This is a genomic window from Polymorphobacter megasporae, from assembly GCF_018982885.2.
Lineage (GTDB): Bacteria > Pseudomonadota > Alphaproteobacteria > Sphingomonadales > Sphingomonadaceae > Polymorphobacter_B > Polymorphobacter_B megasporae.
This window is the reverse complement of the sequence record NZ_CP081848.1, coordinates 1,296,554-1,315,934: the sequence shown is the minus strand read 5'-3', so window position 1 is coordinate 1,315,934 and position 19,381 is coordinate 1,296,554. Positions and strand designations below refer to the sequence as shown.

At 66.2% G+C, this 19,381-nt stretch carries 18 protein-coding genes and 1 tRNA gene; 8 read left to right on the top strand and 11 right to left on the bottom strand.

Features of this window, described 5'->3' with window-relative positions:
* Nucleotides 1-69: 69 nt before the first annotated feature.
* The 6 genes from KTC28_RS06150 to KTC28_RS06125 all read left to right on the top strand — a co-directional run bounded on the left by KTC28_RS06150 (nucleotide 70) and on the right by KTC28_RS06125 (nucleotide 4,251).
* Nucleotides 70-579, top strand: coding sequence for a hypothetical protein (locus KTC28_RS06150; RefSeq protein ID WP_216709455.1), 510 nt, complete (start codon nucleotides 70-72; stop codon nucleotides 577-579).
* 14 nt (nucleotides 580-593) lie between these two features.
* The gene (locus tag KTC28_RS06145) at nucleotides 594-926 is read left to right on the top strand and encodes a hypothetical protein (RefSeq protein ID WP_216709456.1); all 333 of its coding nucleotides are present in this window, start codon (nucleotides 594-596) and stop codon (nucleotides 924-926) included.
* 82 nt (nucleotides 927-1,008) lie between these two features.
* Nucleotides 1,009-2,889 carry a CocE/NonD family hydrolase gene (locus KTC28_RS06140; protein WP_216709457.1) on the top strand — a complete coding sequence of 627 codons (1,881 nt, stop codon included), beginning with the start codon at nucleotides 1,009-1,011 and terminating at the stop codon, nucleotides 2,887-2,889.
* Nucleotides 2,890-2,965: 76 nt separating this feature from the next.
* The gene (gene nth / locus KTC28_RS06135) at nucleotides 2,966-3,607 is read left to right on the top strand and encodes an endonuclease III (RefSeq protein ID WP_216709458.1); all 642 of its coding nucleotides are present in this window, start codon (nucleotides 2,966-2,968) and stop codon (nucleotides 3,605-3,607) included.
* 105 nt (nucleotides 3,608-3,712) lie between these two features.
* Complete coding sequence (locus KTC28_RS06130) at nucleotides 3,713-4,117, top strand: hypothetical protein (protein WP_216709459.1); 405 nt, start codon at nucleotides 3,713-3,715, stop codon at nucleotides 4,115-4,117.
* A 57-nt stretch (nucleotides 4,118-4,174) separates the two neighbouring features.
* Nucleotides 4,175-4,251 (top strand) — tRNA-Arg (locus tag KTC28_RS06125).
* Nucleotides 4,252-4,359: 108 nt separating this feature from the next.
* Here KTC28_RS06125 and KTC28_RS06120 read toward each other — a convergent pair.
* Nucleotides 4,360-4,977, bottom strand: a complete 618-nt coding sequence (locus KTC28_RS06120) for a hypothetical protein (protein ID WP_216709460.1) — start codon at nucleotides 4,975-4,977, stop codon at nucleotides 4,360-4,362.
* A 393-nt stretch (nucleotides 4,978-5,370) separates the two neighbouring features.
* Here KTC28_RS06120 and KTC28_RS06115 point away from each other — a divergent pair, with 393 nt between their 5' ends.
* On the top strand, nucleotides 5,371-7,056 hold the full coding sequence (locus tag KTC28_RS06115; RefSeq protein ID WP_255602323.1) for a thiamine pyrophosphate-binding protein: 1,686 nt from the start codon (nucleotides 5,371-5,373) through the stop codon (nucleotides 7,054-7,056).
* Between the two features lie 31 nt (nucleotides 7,057-7,087).
* On the opposite strand, the gene cyoD is transcribed toward KTC28_RS06115, so the two are convergent.
* The 5 genes from cyoD to KTC28_RS06090 form a co-directional block, all read right to left on the bottom strand.
* On the bottom strand, nucleotides 7,088-7,477 hold the full coding sequence (gene cyoD / locus KTC28_RS06110) for a cytochrome o ubiquinol oxidase subunit IV (RefSeq protein ID WP_216709461.1): 390 nt from the start codon (nucleotides 7,475-7,477) through the stop codon (nucleotides 7,088-7,090).
* Nucleotides 7,474-8,088, bottom strand: coding sequence for a cytochrome (ubi)quinol oxidase subunit III (locus tag KTC28_RS06105; protein WP_255602320.1), 615 nt, complete (start codon nucleotides 8,086-8,088; stop codon nucleotides 7,474-7,476). The genes cyoD and KTC28_RS06105 overlap by 4 nt, the downstream gene beginning before the upstream one ends.
* Nucleotides 8,085-10,070 carry a cytochrome o ubiquinol oxidase subunit I gene (gene cyoB / locus KTC28_RS06100; RefSeq protein ID WP_216709462.1) on the bottom strand — a complete coding sequence of 662 codons (1,986 nt, stop codon included), beginning with the start codon at nucleotides 10,068-10,070 and terminating at the stop codon, nucleotides 8,085-8,087. The genes KTC28_RS06105 and cyoB overlap by 4 nt, the downstream gene beginning before the upstream one ends.
* Nucleotides 10,060-10,986, bottom strand: coding sequence for a ubiquinol oxidase subunit II (gene cyoA, locus KTC28_RS06095; RefSeq protein WP_216709463.1), 927 nt, complete (start codon nucleotides 10,984-10,986; stop codon nucleotides 10,060-10,062). The genes cyoB and cyoA overlap by 11 nt, the downstream gene beginning before the upstream one ends.
* A gap of 132 nt (nucleotides 10,987-11,118) precedes the next feature.
* Entirely contained in the window at nucleotides 11,119-11,895 is a 777-nt protein-coding gene (locus KTC28_RS06090; RefSeq protein WP_255602318.1) for a DUF3237 domain-containing protein, read from the bottom strand.
* On the opposite strand from KTC28_RS06090, the gene KTC28_RS06085 reads away from it, so the two are divergent.
* The gene (locus tag KTC28_RS06085) at nucleotides 11,803-13,947 is read left to right on the top strand and encodes a beta-glucosidase (RefSeq protein WP_255602317.1); all 2,145 of its coding nucleotides are present in this window, start codon (nucleotides 11,803-11,805) and stop codon (nucleotides 13,945-13,947) included. The genes KTC28_RS06090 and KTC28_RS06085 overlap by 93 nt on opposite strands.
* A 15-nt stretch (nucleotides 13,948-13,962) precedes the next feature.
* Here the strand turns inward: KTC28_RS06085 and eda are convergent, their stop codons facing one another.
* The 5 genes from eda to zwf are packed head-to-tail and all read right to left on the bottom strand — an operon-like array spanning nucleotide 13,963 to nucleotide 19,366.
* Nucleotides 13,963-14,517 carry a bifunctional 4-hydroxy-2-oxoglutarate aldolase/2-dehydro-3-deoxy-phosphogluconate aldolase gene (eda, locus tag KTC28_RS06080; RefSeq protein ID WP_216709466.1) on the bottom strand — a complete coding sequence of 185 codons (555 nt, stop codon included), beginning with the start codon at nucleotides 14,515-14,517 and terminating at the stop codon, nucleotides 13,963-13,965.
* Nucleotides 14,514-15,485, bottom strand: a complete 972-nt coding sequence (glk, locus tag KTC28_RS06075) for a glucokinase (protein ID WP_216709467.1) — start codon at nucleotides 15,483-15,485, stop codon at nucleotides 14,514-14,516. Before glk ends, eda begins: the two co-directional genes overlap by 4 nt.
* Nucleotides 15,485-17,299: a phosphogluconate dehydratase gene (edd, locus tag KTC28_RS06070; protein ID WP_216709468.1), complete on the bottom strand. Its 1,815-nt coding sequence runs from the start codon at nucleotides 17,297-17,299 to the stop codon at nucleotides 15,485-15,487. Before edd ends, glk begins: the two co-directional genes overlap by 1 nt.
* A complete protein-coding gene (locus KTC28_RS06065; protein WP_216709469.1) occupies nucleotides 17,296-17,904 on the bottom strand; it encodes a 6-phosphogluconolactonase in 609 nt (202 codons plus the stop codon). The genes edd and KTC28_RS06065 overlap by 4 nt, the downstream gene beginning before the upstream one ends.
* A complete protein-coding gene (gene zwf / locus KTC28_RS06060; RefSeq protein ID WP_216709470.1) occupies nucleotides 17,897-19,366 on the bottom strand; it encodes a glucose-6-phosphate dehydrogenase in 1,470 nt (489 codons plus the stop codon). Before zwf ends, KTC28_RS06065 begins: the two co-directional genes overlap by 8 nt.
* Between the last annotated feature and the right edge of the window lie 15 nt (nucleotides 19,367-19,381).

Genomic DNA, 19,381 nt, shown 5'->3' with positions numbered 1-19,381 from the left:
CACACAATCCTGCGCATCATTTCGCGGCACGATCGGCGGCATCGCCGGGGATCGAAGTCGGGGGTTCACATGCACCACAAGCGGCTGATCGCAGTCCTGTGCCTCGCGCTGCCGCTTGCCGTCCTGCCGGCCGCGTGCGTGACCGTCCCCCAATACGACGCGACAACCGACAGCGCGATCTCGGCGGTGCAGCGCGAGATCGACGGGCGGCTGGTGACGCTGATCTCTGCGGCGGAGTCGACCGACCCGGCGGTGCGGCAAAGCGCGAGCTTTGCCAGGAACGCCGCCTTCTACGATCAGGTCGACAGCGATCTCGTCGCGCTCGCGATGCGGATGGAGGCGGTGCAGGACCGGTCGACGGCGAACCTGCCGCAGTTTTTCGCCAACCTCGCCCAGCAGATGAGCAATCTCAAGGCGGCGCACAAGACCGACGACATCATCCCGGGGCCGGTCGTCGCGATCACGCGCAAACAACTCAATGCCAATTTCGCGGTGCTGCTGACGTACGAGCTGTCGCTGAAGGGCGTCGCCAGCGCGGGCAAGGCATCGACGACGAGCACGGCGACAGCGACCCAATAACAGGAGGCACAGCCATGGCGATCGATTGGGGCGCGACCCTCAAACTCGCAGCAACATCGGGCACAGCCGCTGCGGAGGCCGTGTTGCACACCGAATTGGCGATCGTCGCCCCGGCGGCAAAGGCCGCATTCGGCGCGCTGGCCCAAACCGCGATCGAAATCGAGATCGAGCGCGCCACGTTTTCGCCGAGCGATATCAAACTGCTCGAGGATAACCAGAAGCTCGCCGTGCAGAACGTCCTGCTGGGCTATCAGGATATCGGCATCGTCGTTGCCGAGGCGGCGGTCGCGGCGGCATGGGACGCGATCATGGCGGTCGTCACAACGGCGGCGAAGACGGTCATCTAATGCGCGGGCTGGGCTGAGTTTCGTAACCCAGACGGGAGGTGCGCAGTTGCCAGCGCGGCATCGCTTCCGCATAAATCCACCGATGAAAATCCTTGCGCTGACCGCTGTCCTCGCCACCCACGCGCTCGCGGCCCCGGCCCCCGCCATCACGGCGCTGACCCCCGACATCCCCAAGCACTTCACCAATCCCACGTCGGACGCCGCCGCCGATTACGTCAAGCGGACCGTCGAGATTCCGATGCGCGACGGGGTCAAGCTCCACACCGTCATCGTCGTGCCGAAGGGGGCGACGCACGCCGGGATCATCCTGACGCGCACGCCCTACCACGCCGACAAGCGTGCCGAGCGCAACGTCAGCCCGTCGATGGTGTCGATGCTGCCGCAGGGCGATGAGATCTTCGCCGCCGCCGGCTATATCCGCGTCTTCCAGGACGTCCGCGGCAAGTATAAATCGGGCGGCGAGTACGTCATGGTCCGCCCGGTCCGCGGGCCGCTCAATCCGACCAAGGTCGACCACGGGACCGACGCGTGGGACACGATCGACTGGCTGGTCAAGAACGTGCCTGAATCGAACGGCAAGGTCGGGATGATCGGCTCGTCGTACGAGGGGATGACCGTGCTGATGGCGCTGACCGACCCGCATCCGGCGTTGAAGGTCGCGATCCCGATGTCACCGATGGTCGACGGCTGGCGCGGCGACGACTGGTTCCACAACGGCGCGTTCAGGCAGAACGTCTGGGGCTATCATGCTTCGCAGACCGAAGTGAAGGACGACGGCGACGCGATCGCGCAAGGGGTCTACGACGACTACACCGCGTATCTCCGCGCCGGATCGAGCGGCGATTACGCGCGGAAATACGGTCTTGCCGACCTGCCCTATTCGCAAAAGGTCATGCAGCATCCGGCGTACGACAGCTTCTGGTCGGAGCAGGCGCTCGACAAGACGCTCGCCGCGCATCCGCCGCATGTCGCGACGATGCTCATCGTCGGACGCTGGGACCAGGAGGATATCTACGGCGCCTATGCGGTCTATGCCGCGCTCAAGCCGCTCAACGTCGCGCCGACCTATCTCGTCGTCGGGCCGTGGCGGCACAGCGGCGTGAATTACGACGGGTCGAGCCTCGGGCCGATCAAGTTCACCGGCGACACCGCGCTCGAATTCCGCCGCGACGTGATGCAGCCGTTCCTCGACCAGTATTTGAAGGACGACGCACCCAAGGCCGCTACACCGCCGGTGTGGAGTTACGAGACGGGCACGAACAAATGGCGGCGGCTCGACAGTTGGCCGAAGGTTGCTGCGCTCAAGCCGCTGTACCTCCAGGCGAACATGGGCCTCGGCTTCGGCGCGGCGGCCGAGGGGCACGACGATTATGTCTCCGACCCGGCGCACCCGATCCCGTTCGTGCCCCGCCCGGTCCGGATGGAGGACCGCAGCGTGTGGACGCAATGGCTCGTTACCGACCAGCGCCCGGCGAACGCGCGGACTGACGTCCTCAGCTATGTCGGGCCGGTCCTGACTGCGCCGGTTCACATCGCCGGCCAGTCGATGGTCAACCTGTTCGCCGCGACGACCGGGACCGACGCCGACTGGGTGATTAAGTTGATCGACGTCTACCCCGACGAGGTGCCGTCGCAGCCCGAGCTGGGCGGCTACCAGTTGCCGATCGCGCTCGACATCTTCCGCGGGCGATATCGGGATTCGCTGTCGGCCCCGACCGCGATCCCGGTCAACGTGGCCCAGAAGTATCGCTTCGCGCTGCCCAACGCCGACCATGTCTTCCTGCCCGGGCACCGGATCATGGTCCAGATCCAGTCGAGCCTGTTCCCGCTGTACGACCGCAACCCGCAGACCTTCGTGTCGAACATCTTCGACGCGAAGCCCGGCGATTATCGCGCGGCGACCGAAAGCGTGCTTCGCGGCGGGGCGACCGCGAGCGCGATCGAGCTGCCGGTCGTCGAGTGAGGGTGAGCCGATTGGGCGCGCGTGGGTTGTATCTGCGCCGGACGACGTGCGGGCGTGTGCGGGCCGTGTGCGCCCGATGAGTCCGGAGGATGTTGAGACGCTGTTTGCGCGGCTGAGCGCGGGCAACCCCGCCCCGACGACCGAGCTCGACTATGCTAACCCGTTCGAGTTGCTCGTCGCCGTCGTCCTGTCGGCACAATCGACCGACATCGGCGTCAATCGCGCGACCAAGGGCCTGTTCGCCGCCGCCAGCACCCCGGAAATGATGGTCGCCCTCGGCGAGGACGAAATTCGTAACCACATCCGCACGATCGGCCTGTTCAACACCAAGGCAAAGAACGTGTTAGCACTGAGCGCCGCGCTCATCGCGAACCATAAGGGCGAGGTCCCCCACGATCGCGCCGCGCTCGAAGCCCTCCCAGGAGTCGGCCGAAAGACCGCCAACGTCATCCTCAACGAGATTTTCGGCGACGAGACCTGCGCCGTCGACACCCACATCTTTCGTGTGGCAAATCGCACCGGCCTCGCGCCCGGTGCCACGCCCCGCGCTGTCGAGGACGGGCTTATGGCAGTCATTCCAGCTGCTTACAGACGCCACGCACATCACTGGCTGTTGCTGCATGGCCGCTACGTCTGCCTCGCGCGAAAGCCGGAGTGCTGGCGATGCATCGTTTTCGAAGTCTGTGCGTATTTGCCAAAGACGCGTCTCTCATCCTGACCAAAGGGTGGTGTCGAGTTCATGGCCTGTTCAGAGCCGGTTGCTTAAGGTGTACCATTAGTATTTAGTAGCGTCGCGTCCTATTAGGCAGATCGAGAAGACACGATGCGGCAGGTTGTTCCAGCGTTTTGCTTTGTGCTCGGCAGTGGATTGACGGCGTGTACGGCGACGCCGCCGGAGAAGTCGGCAGTAGCGGTTGCAACGACTGTCGCCCCCGCAAAGTCTTCGGCCATTACGAAATCCTGCGTTCAATTGAACCGCGTCCGCGAGGCAAGGGTCGTCGATGACCGCACCATCGATTTTTACCTCAGCGACCGCGAAGTGCTGCGAAACACTTTGCCCAACAGCTGCCCGCAACTCGGTTTCGAGCGCGCCTTCAGCTATTCGACATCGCTTAGCCAGCTATGTTCAGTCGATATCATAACCGTCATCATCCAGGGCGGCGGCCCGAGCCGCGGTGCCAGCTGCGGCCTCGGCCCCTTCGTCCCCTATACCTCGGCTGCGAAGTAGATTCCCTGGAAATAGCCTGCTGGCGCGTTGGCCGCGACTTTGCTAAAGCCGCCGCACGCACCCGTAGCTCAGCTGGATAGAGCACTGCCCTCCGAAGGCAGGGGTCGGGGGTTCGAATCTCTCCGGGTGCACCAAACATCGATCTTGCTGATGCCGTGCGTGGTCATTCGCCTCTAGCAGGTTTCGATCGCGTCTTGATGAGCGTGCACTTCGACGCGCCAAGCAAAACGCCGACACCGCGGCTATTCCGGCTTCCTGAATTTCAAGATGAAGTTGCCGGGTGCGCTGCCGGCGGTCGCGGCCTGCGGCTGGCCGAGGCCGGTGTCATCCTCTTCGCCGCGCATACGACCTGCGGCATCAAGCACAAAGCCGGCCTGCTGGAAGTCGCGTTTGACGCTCGCTGAATCGCGGCCGGCTCCGCCCGCGTCGACAGACGGTTCGACGACACCGACGATGCCACCGGGTCGCAGAGCGATGAACAGCTTGTTGAGGAATGCGCTCACACCAGGATTCGAGGCGCCGGGTGCAGCCGCGTCCGACGGCAACTGCTCGTACGCAAGATGAAGCAAGACGAAATCGAGGCTGCCCGGGGCCAGCCGGACCGTCGAGGGTTCGGCGGCGAGAAGCGCCAGGCTGGGGGCGCGGCCGATGGCATCGCTCAACCTCGACCGCGCGACTGCATCTTGAATCACGGCGCGGCGAACGAGTTCGGTGACCCTTCCCCCGGGTCCGACCGCAGCTCCGACGATTTCACCAAAATATCCGGGATCGTGCTCGACGATGAACACCCGGACGCCGCGCGTCAGGCCGAGAAAGGTGAGCACGTCGGCGGGGTGATATTGATCGTCGAGGCTGCGCATGACCGACGGCCGTCCTTTGGCGGCCACAGCTGCGGCGATGTCCGCCGGCGCACCGAGCAGATTGGCGTTCGGCGACGGCTTTACCGGGCGTGGGCCGCCGAAAGGGATCGTCACGATCTGCGCAAAGACAGCCGACGAGGCGATGAGAGCAAAGCCGGTCGCACCGTAAGATGCGCGACGAAACCAATCGCGCGTTGAATTCAGGACCGCGCTCGCAAACTGCTTGCTCATTTACACGGTCCTCGCTTCGCTGCCGAGCAGGTCCAATGCGTCCAATGGCGTATGATTACCACCCCCGGATCCCGCGATGTTGCCGCACAGAGAATGAGTGGCGGTGGTAGCCGCGGGCGGGCGTCGCGCGTTACCCGGTCCTAGCTGCTGGAGCCTTTGCTGATGACCACCGTCGCCGAATTGCTTGTGGAAACCTTGGCGGAGATCGGTGTCCGGCAGGTCTTCGGTGTCGTCGGCGATGCGCTCAACCCCTTTACCGACGCCATCCGCCGCCAGAAGGTCATCGAGTGGATCGGAGTCCGGCATGAAGAAGGCGCGGCGCTGGCGGCGGCCGGGCAGGCCAAGCTGACCGGCCGCCTCGGCGTTTGCTGCGGCACCACTGGGCCGGGCGGCAACCACCTCGTCGCCGGGCTGTACGAGGCGCGCAAGGATCATGCTCCGGTGCTGGCGATCTCTGGCGGCGTGCCGACCGAGCTGCGCGGAACCGACTATCTGCAGGAGGACACGCCCGACCTGCTGTTCCGCGATGTCGCGGTGTACACGCAAACGCTGGCGAGCGCCTCGCAGGCCCCGGCGGTGTTCCACCAGGCGATTGCCGAGGCGTATGGTCAGCGCGGCGTCGCGCATATCAGCATCCCGCCCGACGTCTTCGGCGCCAGAGCTCACGGCAAGGTGCCGAGCATGGCGACGCTGCGACCACGCCCCGACGTCGCGCCAGTGCCGTCGGATATGGTCGCACTGCATTCGTTGATCGGCGCGGCGAAGACCGTGACGCTGCTGTGCGGCAACGGCGCGCACGGCGCCGCGCTCGAGCTCGACGCACTGTCGCGGCGCCTGCATGCGCCGCTGGTCCACACTTACCGCGCGCTCGACCTACTGCCGTTCGATCACCCCAATTGGATCGGCGGTCTCGGTCTGATCGGGGGGCGAGCCGGGACCGACGCGGTGATGGACGCCGATCTGCTGCTGATGCTCGGCACCGACTATCCCTATGTCGAGTATCTGCCCAAGCACGGCCATGTCGTTCAGATCGACGAGCGCGCCTTTGCCCTTGGCCGTCGCACGCCGGTCGAGCTTGGCATCGTCGGATCGGTTCGCCCGGCGATTTCGATGCTGCTCGAAGACCTGCCGCAGCGTGCCGACACCGGCTTCCTCGATGAAGCCAACAAAGCGCGGCGTAGCTGGGCCACGATGCTTGACGAGAAAGCCGACCCGGCACGAAGCAGCGACCTGATCCATCCGCAAGCAGTGGCGCGACTGGCGAGCGACATGGCCGATGACGACGCGGTGTTCGTTACCGACACCGGCGAAGTCACGCTATGGGCGGGCAACTGGACGCGGCCGCGCGGGTTGCAGCAGATCACCGGGTCGTTCAACAACGCTGCAGTTGGCACCGGGCTTGGGATCGCCAATGGCGTGCAGCTTCTCGACCGCGACCGGCAGGTGATCCTCCACGCCGGCGACGGTGGCTTCACCATGCTGCTCGGCGAATTCATGACGACCGTCGAGCATGGTCTCGCGGTCAAGGTCATCGTTTACGATAACGGCGGCTGGGGCCTTGTGCACTTCGAGCAGGAGGGTGCCGGCAACCCCGCGACGAAGGGCGCGAACTTTCCGAACATCGACTTTGCTGCCTTCGCCCGGGCTTGCGGGGTCAAAGGCTTCACCGCGCGCGATCCCGCGATGTTGGCGGCGACGATGCGCGAGTTCCTCGCCACGCCCGGCCCGGCGATCCTGCACGCCGTCATCAATCCTGATGAGATTCCGGCCATGCCGCACATCAAGCTCGATCAAGCCTTCAAGTTCGGCATCGCCAAGGTCCGGGAGAAACTGTTCGCGGCGCGCTGATCGATGAACGAGGCGTCGCTGCGCAGCCGGTCTATCGCTGCATCTGCATGACCTGATCCATCGGGAGCATGTTGTGATTCAGATTGGTCATGATGAACAATGACCCGGCAATGATCAGGAACACGATCAACAGTCCGAACGCGAGCGCCAATGTCGTATTGGTGCTGTCGGGGCCGGTGTTGACGTGAAGAAAGAACACGAGGTGGACGCCCATCTGCGCGATCGCCAGCACGATGAGGCCCATCGGGATCCCCGGCGTCCAGATCAGCGGGCTGTGGACGATATAGAAGGAGACTGCAGTCATCCCGACGGCGAGCACCAGGCCTATAGCGTAGCCCCGCACGGCGCTGCCGACGTCACTGGCTTCAGGCCGCTTGTCGCCGGGCGCTGTTTCCGGCTTTCTGCGCTGCGGCCCGTTCATGTGGCAACTCCGAGCAGATACACTACGGTAAACAGCGCCACCCAGATGATGTCGAGCGCGTGCCAGAACAGCGTGAAGCACAGGATGCGGTGCATGATATCCTCGCGGAAGCCCTTGGCGAAGACCTGCGCGACCATCGTCAGCAGCCACAGTAGCCCGATCGTGACGTGGAGCCCGTGGCAGCCGACCAGCGCGAACAGCGCCGACAGGAAGGCGCTGCGATCGGGGCCAGCGCCGCGTGCGACCAGCTGCGACAGCTCGTTGACCTCGATGCCGACAAACGTCGCCCCGAGCACGAAGGTCGCCGCCATCGCGACGGTAAACCAGAGTTTGTTGCGGACATCGGCGGCGATGCTGGCAAGGCCGCAGGTGAAGCTCGACACCAGCAGGCAGCCGGTCTCGATCGCGGTCGTCTGCAGGTCGAACAGCTGGCGTCCGCTCGGCCCGCCTGCGGTCGCGCCCGACAGCACCGCATAAGCGGCGAAGAAGCCGGCGAACATGATGATATCGCTGACGAGGAAGATCCAGAAGCCGTACGCGACGACGATGCGGACCGGGGCGACACCGCCTTCGGGTACATCGCCGGCGGCGGTTGCCGTAGCGGCACTCACGCGACTTCTCCCACGAGCGTGCTGCGGCGCGATGCACGTGACGCCTGTTCCCGCTGCTTCAGTTCCGCGACGGAAATCTCTTCCTCGGTCTGATCGCGCCACGCGAAGACAACGAAGGTGGCGAATGCGCCGAGCCCGCCGAGGATGACCATCCACCATATGTGCCAGATCAGCGCAAAGCCCATCACCGTCGCGAAGAACGCGCAGACGATGCCGGTCGCCGTGTTCCGCGGCATCACGAAGGCAGCGAGCACTGGCGGCGTGTCTTCGCGCGCGTGCTGCTTCATTGCCCAATAGGCATCCTCGCCGGAGACTTCGGGCAGGACCGCGAAATTATAACTCGGCGGCGGCGAGGTCGTCGCCCATTCGAGTGTCCGACCGTCCCACGGGTCGCCAGTCGTATCGCGCAGCGCCTCACGCCGCCGGATGCTGACGACGAGCTGGGCAATCATCAGGACGATGCCGATCGCGATCAGCCCGGCTCCGGCGCCCGCGACGAGTAGCCACGGACGCCAAGCCGGAACGTCGTAATGCTGCATCCGCCGGGTCATGCCGAGGAAGCCAAGGACATACAGAGGCATGAACGCGACATAAAAGCCGACCAGCCAGAACCAGAACGCCGCCTTGCCGAGCCCGGCATGAAGCTTGAAACCGAACGCCTTGGGGAACCAGTAGTTGTAGCCGGCAAAGCCGCCAAACAGCACGCCGCCGATGATGACATTGTGGAAGTGCGCGACGAGGAACAGGCTGTTGTGGAGCAGGAAGTCGACCGGCGGTAGCGCGAGCAAAACGCCTGTCATGCCGCCGATCACGAAGGTGATGATGAACCCGACCGCCCATAATAGCGGGGGCTCGTAGCGGAGGCGGCCGCCGTACATCGTGAACATCCAGTTGAACACCTTGACCCCGGTCGGGACCGCGATGATCGTCGTCATGATCCCGAAGAAGGCATTGACGTTCGCTCCCGCTCCCATCGTGAAGAAGTGATGGAGCCAGACGGTGAAGGCGAAGATGCAGATCACCATCGTCGCGAGCACCATCGAACGGTAGCCGAACAGCGGCTTGCTCGAAAACGTCGCGATGACTTCGGAAAAGATGCCGAACGCGGGCAGGATCAGGATGTAGACCTCGGGGTGGCCCCATGCCCAGATCAGGTTCATGAACATCATGACGTTGCCGCCGGCTTCGTTGGTGAAGAAGTGAAAGCCGAGGTAGCGGTCGAGCAGGAGCATCGCGAGCGTCGCGGTCAGGATCGGAAACGCCGCAATGATCAGCAGGTTCGACGCGAGCGACGTCCAGCAGAACATCGGCATCCGCATCAGCCCCATCCCCGGCGCACGGGTCTTGAGGATCGTCGTCACGAGGTTGATGCCGGACAACAGCGTCCCGATGCCTGATATCTGTAGCGCCCATAGATAATAATCGACCCCGACCCCCGGCGAATACGCGAGTTCCGACAGCGGCGGATACGGCAGCCAGCCGGTGCGAGCGAATTCGCCGACGACGAGCGAGATGTTGACCAGCAACGCGCCGGTCGCGGTCAGCCAGAAGCTGACCGAGTTGAGCGTCGGGAAAGCGACGTCGCGGATGCCGAGTTGCAGCGGCACGACGAAGTTCATCAGCCCGATCATGAACGGCATCGCGACGAAGAAGATCATGATCGTGCCGTGCGACGAGAAGACCTGGTCGTAATGCTCGGGTGGCAGGTAGCCGGGCGCGTTGAGCGCCATCGCCTGCTGCGCCCGCATCATTATCGCATCGGTGAACCCGCGCAGCAGCATGACGAGCGCAAGCAGGGTATACATCACGCCGATCCGCTTATGGTCGACGCTGGTGATCCACTCATCCCAAATATACGGGAAGTACCCCTTCACCACGACCCAGCCGATGACGCCGAGGATGATGAGGCCGACGACGAGCGACGCGAAGATCGGCAGTGGCGAGTCGAGCGGAATCGCCGCCCATGACAGTCTACCCAGCATGCTTGATCTCCTCGCGCGGGGACGCGGTATCGGCTTTTGGCCCCGGACCCGGCGGCAGCTTTTGCCGCACGATGTCGTCGAACAGGCCCGGTGCCGCCCGGGCGTAGACGAGCGGCTCGTTGTCGATGCTCTGCCGCGCCAATTGCTGATACGCCGCCGCGTCGAGCACGGTCGTCCCGCGCCCTGCCGTCGCGGCCCATTGGGCAAACTGCTCGGGCGTGACCGCGTGCAGCTTGAAATGCATCCCCGGGAAGCCGTCGCCATTATAGTGCGACGATCGTCCGTCGAAGTCGCCCGGGCGATCGGCCATCAGGTTGAGCTGGGTCGCCATGCCGTTCATTGTGTAGATCATGCTGCCGAGCTGCGGCACGAAGAACGCGCTCATCACGCTCGCCGAGGTCAGCCGGAAATGGACCGGGGTGCCGGCCGGCACGACGAGGTCGTTGACCGCGGCGACGCCCTGTGCCGGATAGATGAACAGCCATTTCCAATCGAGCGACACGACCTCGACCTCGAGCGGCTTGACCGTCGAGCGGAGCGGCTGCGCCGGATCGAGCGCGTGCGACCCGCTCCAGATCACGCCGCTGAGCAGAAGGATGACCATCAGCGGGATCGACCAGACGACGAGCTCGATCCGTCCGGAGAACACCCATTCAGGGCGATATTTCGCGCGCGTGTTCGACGCCCTGAACCACCACGCCACCACCAGCGTCGCGACGATCGTCGGCACGACGATGGCGAGCATGATCGCGAGCGCGTTGTACAGGATGATAGTCTCGGCCGACCCGACCGGCCCTTTCGGATCGAGCACGACCGAGCTGCACCCGGTCACGCCGAATGCGGCAAGCACTGCCAGCACGCGCAACACGGCGGTGGCGCGCTCAGCTCCAGGGCTGCCGGTTTGCGGTCGATCCATGTCCGCTCTCCAGTTTGCCAGCGGCAAGCGCGCGCCGCCACATGCGCCGCCCTGCCCCAGGCAGCAAGTCAAAGGCGCGGGTGCGTCACTCAGGCTGCAGCTTCGCAGCCCGGACAACCATCCAGCAGCGCGCTACCGCGCTTTGTATATCCTTATGCGCACCGCAGGCTTTCCTTCAACCTTCGTGCCCTCGAGCGTCCCCCAATATGCGCCGTCGTTCAGCCACGCATAGCGTCCGAGAGGTGCTTCGAAGGTCGGTACGGTGATCAGCCGCGCGCCCGGTTCGGCGAGATCGCGGCATGAGGTACCTTTATTGGCGATGTTGATGACCGCGCCGTCATCGGTGCGGAGCATGTAATTGGCTTCGAGCTTGAAGCAGCCGCCAGTCGTCGCAAGCTGCCAGTCCCAGCCTCCGGGCATAATCGTCCCGCGAAGCCGGGGGCCCTCGAAGGTCCCGCCCGTGATCGGCACAATGTTCCGTCCACCCAGCGGCGTCTCGCCGACTTTTACATCAATCGCGAGCGTCACCACCTCCTCAAACACAAATTCGGCCACCGGGGGCTGGTCGGCGTGAGGCGTCAGCGCGACGGCATTTCCCGGCAATCCTGCAGCGACGAGCGTACTCAGCACGATCGATCGGCGAATCACACTCTTCCCTCCCGGAACCGCAAAACTGAGCTTATGATTCGGCAAAAGCAGACTGTCGTCAAAGCTTTGATGATCGATTACCGCTGTAGGCGACAAACGAACGGGGACCGGTCGATGAAGGCATTTTCGATAGCGGCATTGGTCACGACTGGTGCTGTAACCCTCACCATGCCGTCGTTGGCCCAAGCCGACGCCGTCCAGGACCGCGCGGTTGCGCTGGTCGTGAAGATGACGACCGCGGAAAAGCTTGCCCTCGTCCACGGCTATTTCCCACCACTGGCCAAGCCGGTTCCGCCGATCTCGATGACGCCGTCGGCGGGGCATATTCTCGGCATTCCGCGGCTCGGCATCCCGACGCTGCGCGAGAGCGACGCGAGCCTTGGGGTCGCCAATCAGATCGAGCAGCGCAAGGGCGACGTCGCTACTGCGCTTCCGGCCGGGCTCGCCACGGCCGCAAGTTTCGATCCCGATCTCGCGTATGCCGGCGGGGCGATGATCGGCGCCGAGGCGCGCGCCAAGACTTTCAACGTGTTGCTCGCTGGCGGAGTCAATTTGACGCGCGATCCGTGGAACGGGCGCAACTTCGAATATCTCGGTGAGGATCCGCTGCTTGCCGGAACGATGGCGGGAGAAGCGATCCGCGGCGTTCAAAGCAACCACATCGTCTCGACGATCAAGCACTATGTGCTCAACTCGCAGGAAACAGGAAGAACGGTGCTCGACGCCCGGATCGACCCTGCGGCGCTCAAAGAAAGCGACCTGCTCGCCTTCCAGCTCGCGATCGAACGCGGCCATCCGGGGTCGGTGATGTGCGCGTATAACCGGATCAACGGCGACTATGCCTGCGAGAACGCGGCGTTGCTGACCGGGGTGCTCAAGAACGACTGGGGCTATCGCGGCTGGGTGATGTCGGACTGGGGGGCGGTCCATTCGACCGACAAGGCGGCGCTCGCCGGGCTCGACCAGGAGTCGGGGCAGGAACTCGACAAAGCGGTGTATTTCGGGACCGCGCTCAGGGACGCGATCGCAGCCGGGCGTGTTCCCGCAACTCGGCTCGACGACATGGTGACGCGGATCCTTTACGGGGTGATCGACACCGGCCTGATCGATCATCCCGCACCGGCGTCGCCGCAGCCGATCGATTATGCCGCGCATGCTGCCGTTGCCCAGCGTGCGGCGGAGGAAGGGGCGGTCCTGCTCAAGAACAATGGCGACCTGCTGCCGCTTGCCCGGACCACTCGGCGCATCGTGCTGATCGGCGGCCATGCCGATGTCGGTGTGCTGTCCGGCGGCGGCTCGTCGCAGGTCCGTTCGGTGGGCGGAGCACCGGTCGAAATACCGTTGAAATCGGGGGCCGCGGCATCGTTTGCGCGGGTGACATGGCACGCGTCATCGCCCCTGCTCGCCTTGCGCGCAGCCCTGCCCGGCGCGACGATCACCTATGTCGACGGCAACGATCCGGCGGCGGCCGCAGCCGCTGCGCGCGATGCCGACCTCGCGATCGTCTTTGCGACGCAATGGCAGACCGAGGCAGTTGACGCCAAAACGCTGGCGCTGCCAGACAAGCAAGATGCTCTGATCGATGCCGTCGCGGCGGCAAACCGGCGGACCCTCGTCGTGCTCGAAACCGGCGGCCCCGTCTTGATGCCGTGGCTCGACCGCGTCCCGGCGGTCCTCGAAGCCTGGTATTCAGGGCAGCGCGGCGGCGAGGCGATCGCCCGGCTGATCCTTGGCGGCGTCAATCCAGCCGGGCGCCTGCCGATTAGCTTTCCTGCCCGTACCGAGGATGCTCCCCGTCCGGTCGCGCTTGGCCTAGGCGCGCTCAGGGCCGCCGGGGAGAAGGGTGATCTCGCGTCGTTTCCGGTCGACTATGTCGAAGGCGCCGATGTCGGTTACCGCTGGTATCAGCGGCAGAAGCTGCGCCCCGCGTTCCCATTCGGCTACGGCCTGTCGTACACGCAGTTTCGCTACACTGGGCTGAAAGTGGACCCCAAGTCGTCCACGATCAGCTTCGACGTGACCAATACCGGCAAGCGCTCCGGAAGCGACGTCGCGCAGGTCTATGTCGCGGCGACGAGCAGCGCCGGCGTCAGGACCGATCGCCTCGCGGGCTGGAGTCGGGTCACCCTCGCGCCCGGCCAGACGCGGCGCGCCACCGTGAAGATCGAGCCGCGGACCCTCGCCCGCTTCGATCCCGCCGGCCCGGGCTGGGCGATGGATGGCGGCCCGCGCCGGGTCGCCGTCGGACATTTCGCCGGGGATGCATCGCTCGTGACCGAGGCCGACTTCCCTGCGGTCCAATCGAGCCGGTAAGCTGCGCTCGGCCGATTAGGCGGGCGCGGTCATCCACGACCCGCCGACGCAGACAACCGATGGCAGCGCGAGCCAGTCGGGAGCGGTGGCTTCGGTGATGCCGCCGGTCGGGCAAAAGCGCGCCATGCCGAACGGCGCGGACAGTGCCTTGAGCGCCGGGATGCCGCCGCTCGCGACCGCTGGGAAGAACTTGAAGCGGTCGAGGCCCATATCGAGCCCGCGCATGATATCGGCGGCGGTAGCGATGCCGGGCAGGAAGGCGATGCCGCGCTCGATCGCCGCGCGGCCGACACGCTCGGTCAGTCCGGGCGAGACAATGAAGCGCGCACCGGCGGCGATCGCACGATCGAGTTGGGCTTCGTCGAGAACGGTGCCGGCCCCGACGACCGCGCCTTCGACCTTTGCCATCTCGGCGATTGCCTCAAACGCAGCGGGAGTCCGCAGCGTCACCTCGAGCGCGCGGTGACCCGCTGCTACGAGCGCCTCGGCCAGTGGACGTGCCCGCGCGGCATCGTCGATGACGATTACCGGAATGACCGGGGCGAGCCGCATCACGGCGTCGATGTTCATGTGTCGTGCTCCTGCGCGAAGGCGGCGGCGGCGCCGTAGAGGCCGGGCTGGGGATAGGTGAGCAACTTGACCGGAATCGACGCCATTAATGTCTCGAAGCGGCCCTTGGCGACAAAGCGCTGGCGGAACCCTGACTGCGGCAGGTGGCCGGCGAGCCGCAGGCCGAGGCCGCCGGCGATGACGACCCCGCCGAAGCCGCCCTGCGTCAGCGCGATATCGCCCGCGACCGCGCCGAGGCTGAGGCAGAACCGGTCGAGCGCGGCGGCGGCGAGCGGGTCCTGTCCGGCCAGCGCCGAAGTCCACAGCGCCTGGTCGGTCAGGTCGGGGGTCGTCACACCCTCGATCTCGGCGAGGGTCTTGTAGATCGCCGACAGTCCCGGCCCGGCGACGACGCGCTCGACCGAGACGCGGTTGTGGCGCGCGCGGAGGCGGCGGAGCAAAGCGTCCTCGATACTGTCGAGCGGCGCGAAATCGGGGTGCCCGCCCTCGGTGCCGACGACTCGGTAACCGCTCGCCGACCCGACCAGCATGGCAACGCCGAGCCCGGTCCCGGGACCGACGATGCTGACGACGCCGTCGCGCGGCAGCGGCAGGTCCGGACCGCACAGATGCGCGACGCCCTCCTCACCGAGCGTGGCGACGGCGTGGGCGACCGCGACGAAGTCGTTGCACAGCGAATAGCTGTCGACTTCGAGCTTTTCAGGGATCAGCGCCGGACGGATGATCCACGGGTTGTTGGTCAGCTTGAGGACGTCGCCGCCGACGGGGCAGGCGACAGCAATCGCAGCGGCGCGGGGCAGCGGGCGGCCGATCGCCGCGGCGAAGGCGTGCCACGCCAGCTGGAGGCTGGCGTGCTCGCTTGCCTTCATCGTGACTTCGGAACTCATCGCGACGACACGTCCGCCGGTGACTTCGGCGATCGCAAAACGGGCGTGAGTGCCGCCGATATCGGCTGCGACGACCTCCACTACAGCCCCGCCGCTGCCAGCATCGCCGACGCGCCATGCTCGGCATCGTCGCTGCCGGCGCGCATCATCGCGAACAGCTCGCGGCCGGTGCCGATGGCTGGAGGAGGCATCGTCGCCGGGGTTCGCGCCGCGAGGATCGCCGCATCGACCTCGACCGCGAGCGTCCCGTCGACCCCGCACAGCCGGACGACGTCGCCGTCCTCGATCCGCGCGAGCGGCCCACCGAGTGCCGCCTCGGGGTGCACATGAATCGCTGCGGGCACCTTGCCGCTCGCCCCCGACATGCGGCCGTCGGTGACGAGTGCGACGCGGAAGCCGCGATCCTGGAGGACGCCGAGCGCCGGAACCAGTTTGTGAAGCTCGGGCATGCCGTTGGCGCGGGGGCCCTGGAAGCGGACAACGACGACGACGTCGCGGTCGAGCTCGCCCGCCTTGAACGCGGTGACGACGTCGTTCTGGTCGGAGAAAACCCGCGCGGGGGCCTCGATCGTCCAGCGCTCGGGAACTACCGCACTCGTCTTGAACGTCGCGCGGCCGAGGTTGCCCTCGACCAGCCGCATCCCGCCCTCGGGCGCGAACGGGCTGGCCGCGCTGCGCAGAATGACCGGGTCGCGCGACTCGACGGGGGCGCTGCGCCAGACCAATGCTTCGCCGTCGAGGACCGGCTCGCGAGCATAATCCTCGATCCCGTTCGCCATCGTCACGACGTCGTGGAGCAGGCCAGCGTCGCGCAAGGTGCGGATGGTGAAGGCCATGCCCCCGGCTGCATGGAAGCGGTTCACGTCGCCGTCGCCGCTCGGATAGATCCGCGCGATCAGCGGCACGACCGACGACAGCTTGTCGAGATCTTCCCAGTCGATGACGATCCCGGCGGCGCGCGCGATCGCGGGCAGATGGATCGCGTGGTTGGTCGACCCGCCCGTCGCGAGCAGGCCGACGGCAGCGTTGACGATCGCGCGCTCGTCGATGCAGCGCCCGAGCGGACGATAATCGTTGCCGCCATGGCCGACCGCGGCGAGACGGTGGATCGCGGCGCGGGTCAGCTCTTGCCGCAGCTTGGTCCCGGGATTGACGAAGGCGGCTCCCGGAACGTGGAGACCCATGACCTCCATCATCATCTGGTTCGAATTCGCCGTGCCGTAGAAGGTGCAGGTGCCCGGCGAATGATAGCTCGCCGCCTCGGCATCGAGCAGCTCGGCCTTGGTCGCCTTGCCCTCGGCGAACAGCTGGCGGACGCGCGCCTTTTCCTTGTTCGGCAGCCCCGACGGCATCGGCCCGGCCGGGATCAGGATCGTCGGCAGGTGCCCGAAGCGCAGCGCGCCGATCAGCAGCCCGGGGACGATCTTGTCGCAGATGCCAAGCAGCGCGACGCCTTCGAACATGCCGTGGCTCAAGGCGACCGCGGTCGACAGCGCGATCGTGTCGCGGCTGAACAGCGACAACTCCATTCCGACCTGCCCCTGGGTGACGCCGTCGCACATCGCCGGGACTCCGCCCGCGACCTGCGCCGTCGCCCCCGCCTCGCGCGCGAAAATCTTGATCTGTTCAGGGTAGCGCCCGTACGGCTGATGCGCCGACAGCATGTCGTTGTACGCGGTGACGATGCCGATATTCATCGCGCGGCCGCCGCGGATCGCCGCTTTGTCGCCTTCGGCGGCAGCGAAGCCGTGCGCGAGGTTACCGCACGACAACGCTGGCCGGTCGAGTCCGCGGTCGGCCTCGCGGTCGATCAGCGCGAGATACGCCGCCCGCCCAGCGCGGCTGCGCTCGATGATGCGGTCGGTGACGGCGGCGACGGTCGGGTGGAGGGTCATGCCGGGCTCCAGAACGCGGTGACGGGGGCGAGCCTGAGCAGCCGCGCGACCGGCAGGTCGTTGGCTCCGGCGGCAGCGGCTTCGAGGAGCGACCGCTTCGCCGCCCCGCGGATGACAAGCATGACCGCGGCGCTGTCGGCGATCGCGGCGAGGTTGAGCGTCAGCCGGTCGAACGGCGCTTCGGGCGGCAGCGGCTCAGGGGTGACGTCGATCACTGCGGGAGCTGCGGCGGGATCGGGATTGGCGCTGGGGAACAGCGACGCGACATGCCCGTCGCCGCCCATACCCAGCCAGATAAGGTCGAAGCGCGGCACCGGCAGGTCGGGCGACAGCGGCTCGATCGTCGCGCCCGTCGCGCCGAACGCCGCGCGCAACTGGCCGACATTGCTCGCGGGATGGTCGTGCGGCACGCGGCGCTCATCGCCCGGCATGATCGTCACCTTGTCCCACGGCAGCAGCATCGCGGCGAGGCTCGTGAATATCGGGGCGGGGGTCGAACCGCCGGGCAGGCACAACGTGACCGGGCCGGTCCGGGAAACGACTGCGGCGACGGCCTCGACGACCGCGGCATCGCTGCCGTCGGCCGCCCAGCGCAGGTCAGTCATGCCAGCTCACCCCGTCGCGTTCGGCGAGGCCGATCGCCGCCGACGGCCCCCACGACCCGGCACCATATGGCCGCGGCGTCATGCCTTTCTTGGTCCAGCCATCGCGGATCGCGTCGATCCACGTCCATTGCGCCTCGACCTCGTCGCGGCGGACAAACAGCGTCGGGTCGCCACCGATCAAGTCGAGCATCAGGCGCTCGTAGGCGATCCGGCGGCGGACGTCGGCGAAGGCGTTCGCCAGCCCGATGTCGAGCGGCACCTCGCGCAGGTGAAGGCCGTCGCGGTCGAGGCCGGGGGTTTTCGCCATGATCGTCAGACGGATATTCTCATCGGGCTGGAGGCGAATAATCAGCCGGTTGGGCTTGAGGTCGGCCGACGCCTTGGCGCCCTCGAAGATCGAATGCGGCACGGCCTTGAATTCGATCGTGATCTCCGACTGTCGCGTCGCGAGCCGCTTGCCGGTCCGCAGGTAGAAGGGGACGCCCTTCCACCGCCAATTGTCGATATGCGCCTTCAACGCGACGAAGGTCTCGGTGTTCGACGGACGGCCGAGCTCGTCGGCATAGCCCGCCACCGGCTGCCCGCCCGCCGCGCCCGCGCCATACTGGCCGACGACGCTGCACGTCTCGACCGTGCCGGCATCGATCGGGCGGAGCGAGCGCAGGACCTTGACCTTTTCGTCGCGAACCGACGCCGCGTCGAAGCGCGCCGGCGGCTCCATCGCGACGAGCGCCACGAGTTGCAGCATGTGGTTCTGCACCATGTCGCGCAGCGCGCCCATGCCGTCGTAATAATCGCCGCGGCTTTCGAGCCCGACGGTCTCCGAAACGGTGATCTGGACGTGATCGATCCCGGCGGCGTTCCACAGTGGCTCGAACAGGACGTTGCCGAAGCGCAGCGCGATCAGGTTCTGCACCGTCTCCTTGCCGAGATAATGGTCGACGCGGAAGGTCCGCTCCTCGGGGAAGACGTGCGCGACCTGGTCGTTGATCGCCTGGCTCGACGCAAGGTCGTGGCCGAGCGGCTTTTCGAGCGCGAGGCGGACGTTGGCCCCGGCAAGACCCGCGGCGGCCAGCCCGGCAATCGTCGAGCCGAACAGCGAGGGCGCGGTCGACAGGAAGATCGACAGGCTCTGCGTCGACCCGACGGCGGTCGCGAGAGCACCGAAGCCATCGGCCTTCGTCGCATCGAGCGCAACATAATCGATTCGGTCGAGGAAGCGCGTAACCAATGCCTGTTGAAGCCGGTCGGCGTCGACATGCGCCGCCAGCGCCTCGGCGGCGATGGCGCGGTATGCTGCCGAATCCATCACGCTCCGCGCGGTCGCGACAATACGGAAGCCCTCGGGCAGGAAGTCGTCGGCGTCGAGGCCGAACAGCGACGGTAGCAGCATCCGATGGGCGAGGTCGCCGGTAGCCCCGAACAGCAGCAGGACGGGCGAGGATGCTGAGGCGTTGGTCATGGAGCGCTTGGTAGC

Bases quoted from the DNA above. Each gene is read 5' to 3' on its own strand.
- KTC28_RS06150 (WP_216709455.1), top strand. From the start codon at position 70: ATGCACCACAAGCGGCTGATCGCAGTCCTGTGCCTCGCGCTGCCGCTT.
- KTC28_RS06145 (WP_216709456.1), top strand. From the start codon at position 594: ATGGCGATCGATTGGGGCGCGACCCTCAAACTCGCAGCAACATCGGGC.
- KTC28_RS06140 (WP_216709457.1), top strand. From the start codon at position 1,009: ATGAAAATCCTTGCGCTGACCGCTGTCCTCGCCACCCACGCGCTCGCG.
- nth (WP_216709458.1), top strand. From the start codon at position 2,966: ATGAGTCCGGAGGATGTTGAGACGCTGTTTGCGCGGCTGAGCGCGGGC.
- KTC28_RS06130 (WP_216709459.1), top strand. From the start codon at position 3,713: ATGCGGCAGGTTGTTCCAGCGTTTTGCTTTGTGCTCGGCAGTGGATTG.
- KTC28_RS06120 (WP_216709460.1), bottom strand. From the start codon at position 4,977: ATGCGCAGCCTCGACGATCAATATCACCCCGCCGACGTGCTCACCTTT.
- KTC28_RS06115 (WP_255602323.1), top strand. From the start codon at position 5,371: ATGACCACCGTCGCCGAATTGCTTGTGGAAACCTTGGCGGAGATCGGT.
- cyoD (WP_216709461.1), bottom strand. From the start codon at position 7,477: ATGAACGGGCCGCAGCGCAGAAAGCCGGAAACAGCGCCCGGCGACAAG.
- cyoB (WP_216709462.1), bottom strand. From the start codon at position 10,070: ATGCTGGGTAGACTGTCATGGGCGGCGATTCCGCTCGACTCGCCACTG.
- cyoA (WP_216709463.1), bottom strand. From the start codon at position 10,986: ATGGATCGACCGCAAACCGGCAGCCCTGGAGCTGAGCGCGCCACCGCC.
- KTC28_RS06085 (WP_255602317.1), top strand. From the start codon at position 11,803: ATGCCGTCGTTGGCCCAAGCCGACGCCGTCCAGGACCGCGCGGTTGCG.
- eda (WP_216709466.1), bottom strand. From the start codon at position 14,517: ATGAACATCGACGCCGTGATGCGGCTCGCCCCGGTCATTCCGGTAATC.
- edd (WP_216709468.1), bottom strand. From the start codon at position 17,299: ATGACCCTCCACCCGACCGTCGCCGCCGTCACCGACCGCATCATCGAG.
- KTC28_RS06065 (WP_216709469.1), bottom strand. From the start codon at position 17,904: ATGACTGACCTGCGCTGGGCGGCCGACGGCAGCGATGCCGCGGTCGTC.
- zwf (WP_216709470.1), bottom strand. From the start codon at position 19,366: ATGACCAACGCCTCAGCATCCTCGCCCGTCCTGCTGCTGTTCGGGGCT.